Annotated in this window: 3 protein-coding genes and 1 pseudogene; 2 read left to right on the plus strand and 2 right to left on the minus strand. The window is 59.8% G+C overall.

From position 1 onward, the window contains the following. The first annotated feature begins 6 nt into the window (after positions 1–6). A complete protein-coding gene (locus PFH44_RS26445; protein ID WP_283826676.1) occupies positions 7–600 on the plus strand; it encodes an NTP transferase domain-containing protein in 594 nt (197 codons plus the stop codon). A 180-nt stretch (positions 601–780) separates the two neighbouring features. On the opposite strand, the gene PFH44_RS26450 is transcribed toward PFH44_RS26445, so the two are convergent. Together PFH44_RS26450 and PFH44_RS26455 are read right to left on the minus strand one after the other, a co-directional pair. Beyond that, positions 781–1,140, minus strand: a complete 360-nt coding sequence (locus tag PFH44_RS26450) for a hypothetical protein (protein ID WP_076945612.1) — start codon at positions 1,138–1,140, stop codon at positions 781–783. 105 nt (positions 1,141–1,245) lie between these two features. Further along, the gene (locus PFH44_RS26455) at positions 1,246–1,497 is read right to left on the minus strand and encodes a hypothetical protein (RefSeq protein ID WP_045859424.1); all 252 of its coding nucleotides are present in this window, start codon (positions 1,495–1,497) and stop codon (positions 1,246–1,248) included. 262 nt (positions 1,498–1,759) lie between these two features. Between PFH44_RS26455 and PFH44_RS26460 the strand changes: the two are divergent. Continuing rightward, positions 1,760–2,831, plus strand: a pseudogene (locus PFH44_RS26460) (hypothetical protein); the annotation flags it as partial.

Here is a 2,831-nt window from a genome sequence, read left to right on the forward strand (position 1 = left end):
GGACCTATGCCTGTTAAAGAGTGTTTGATTCTGGCGGCGGGACTGTCAACCAGAATGGGGACCTGGAAAATGATGCTGCCATGGAGAGAGGGGACCGTCCTCGACGGCGCCATCGCCAATGCGCTCTCATTCTGCGATCGGGTTATCCTGGTGACCGGATTCAGAGGAGCCGAGCTGCATCAGCGCTACGCGCAGCATCCAGATATTGAGCTGGTTCATAACGCGAGCTATCAGGAGGGGATGTTTTCATCCATTCGGGCGGGCGTAAAGCACATTAACGCACGCCATTTTTTTATCGCCCTCGGCGATATGCCGGCAGCCGGCGCTGGCGTCTATGCGACCCTGTGGCAGCAGCGCAAAGAGACGTGCCTTATCCCCGAGTATCAGCACGGCCGGGGTCATCCGGTCCTGCTGCCATTTTCGATTATTGAAAAAATAGTCGCTGCCGGCGCCGACGCTAGCCTCAAAACGGTTGTGCATCAGTTTGGTAGCCAAACGGTCAGCGTGGCAGAAAATGGCATTCACTGGGACGTTGATACCCCGCAGCAGTATCAGCAGCTGCTGGCCCGCTGCCGGGCTCGTCAGCACCAGCAACGCTGACGGGCCGAAGGCGATCTATTTGTCGATCCGCCCAAAGAGCGGATTCGTCTCCCTGCTCCCAGGCCGTGAACCCACGCATAAAGGCCAGCGAGTCCTCGGCTAATGGCGTTATTGCATCCGGTAACGGAGGCTAAGCAAAGCGAACCGATGCTGGCTTAGCTCAAGGCGCGGACGGAGAGGCTAATCCAGGTCACGGTGGCATTGATGGATAATGTCAGTTAGCGCGCTTTTTACCTGCGGGTCTCTTTTATCGTAGAAGAAATTGACCAGCGTCTGTTTGCCCGATTTACCCATGTCGATATTTGCTACCGCATCGTGGTCTCGCAGAAGGTTGTATCTTTTATCGCCGTTGGGCAGCGGATCGTCCTGCTCAAGATAAAACTGATGGCGGAGTGACTGATACTGCAGACATCCCTGGGTGCGGTCTACGCTGGCGGAGAAATATTCCTCTTTCAGCTCGGTATTTTTGACCTTATCGATAAAGCCAGAACATCCTGAGAGCATGGCCATAACGGCGGCCAGATAAATGATTTTAAACATCAGCGTTCTCTGCGGGTTAAAAAGGGGAAGGCGACGCTATTGTCCGCGAGTCCCCTTCAACCAGCCATCAACAATAACCGCTAAGGCTCTGTGGAGAAAAACGGGTTACGCGCCGCCGCGCAGCATGGTGCAGAAGGCGCAGTGGCAGCCGGGGACAGGCGTCGCGCTGCAGGTGCCTAAGGTGGAGGTCTGGAAACCGGCGTCGTTGTGGCTATAAAAATTGCTGACGATGTTATCTTCCGATTTTCTCAGCTCGGCGGTGCTCACCTCCGCAGAAGCCATGCTTTTGGCCTGGAAGGCCCAGGCCGTCGGGGAGCTAAAGGCAACGGTTAAAAGTACTATGCGATAAATTTTCATCTCAGAAGCGCGTCCCGGGCCAGTTATTGATGTAAAAACCCTACCACAGCGCCCGTTCGGCGCCAGCGCTATATTGCAGAATAAATACATTGTTACAATATAACATCCACCTTTACGCTGGTCGCAGGCTATCCAGGACCGGGCGCTTTGTTTATATTGCGGATGTTATCATATAACACCATCGGTTCTTCGTCTCAGCGGTGACTTCAGCAGATCGTTTGCCCGGGTTGCGTCGGGCAGGGACGGATCAACTGGAGAGTCTATGGCGCAGTCCCCCTCACCCGAGAGTCGCCCTCGGGCCGCTTCGCGAAGCCGGCGTTTGCTCATCGCGCAGGCTATTCTGTACGCCCTTCTCGCCATCGCTGGCGCGATTTATCTGTTCCTGGAACTGTTTGCCGTGACGGGATTCTGGCTACCGGTGACGCGCCTGATGCTCGCCGCGGTGCTGGTCGCGCTGGCGTTTGTCGAAAACGCGCTGCGCTGCGAAGGCGGCGGGAGGCAGGCCCCGCCGTCCGCCGGGAGCCCGGAGGACGAGCCGACGCTTCTGCGCCGGCTGCTGCCGGAAAACCTGCAGGCCTGGCTGCGCCATTTTCATCAGCATCTGGCCACCACCCTGATCGCCGCAGCGCTCGCCGGCGCCTTTGCTATCGCCAATATCGCGGACGCCCGGCCCGTTGACCTGGCCGACGCCCCGAGTCCGATCGCCGTCGGCTTCTTTATTCTGCTCTGCTTTACGCTGCTGCTGCTCGAACGCATGCTCAGCTTCCGCCCCCTTCGCGGCTGGCCTCATCGGCAGCAGCACGTGGGGCTTGCCCGCCTGATGCTCAGCCTCTTTCTGCTGCTCACCCTCTCCCTGCTGGCGGCGATGGCGTTCCCCGCCCCCGCGCTGTGGGGCATTAAGCTGGCGAGCCTGACGATCCTGCTGGTGGCGCTGGAGTATGCGCTGCGCGCCCTGGCCGCGATGGCCTCTCCCCCAGCGCCGGACTCCGCTCCCCGCTTTCTGACCCGCAGCCTGCTGGCCGCGCAGTATCAGTGGCCGCCGCGGCCGCTGCTGCACGCCCTGGACTCATTTCAGCAGCGCTTTGGCGTCGATCTGCGTCAGATCCACGCCTTTCGTCTGATGGGCCGCCGGCTTGTACCGGTGACCCTGGGCATCGCGGCGCTGGGCTGGCTGTTCAGCGGGCTAACGGAGGTGGGGCTGCATCAGCGCGGGATATACGAGCGTTTTGGTCGGCCGATCGCCGTGCTGGCTCCCGGCCTGCACGCCGGACTGCCGTGGCCCTTTGGCCGGGCGGTCGCCGTTGAGAACGGCGCGGTGCATGAACTCCAGCTCA

Source organism: Klebsiella sp. Ech2A, assembly GCF_030078455.1.
In the GTDB taxonomy this organism is placed as follows: domain Bacteria; phylum Pseudomonadota; class Gammaproteobacteria; order Enterobacterales; family Enterobacteriaceae; genus Klebsiella; species Klebsiella terrigena.

Coding starts and splice junctions, on each gene's coding strand:
- PFH44_RS26445 (WP_283826676.1), top strand. CDS start 7: ATGCCTGTTAAAGAGTGTTTGATTCTGGCGGCGGGACTGTCAACCAGA.
- PFH44_RS26450 (WP_076945612.1), bottom strand. CDS start 1,140: ATGTTTAAAATCATTTATCTGGCCGCCGTTATGGCCATGCTCTCAGGA.
- PFH44_RS26455 (WP_045859424.1), bottom strand. CDS start 1,497: ATGAAAATTTATCGCATAGTACTTTTAACCGTTGCCTTTAGCTCCCCG.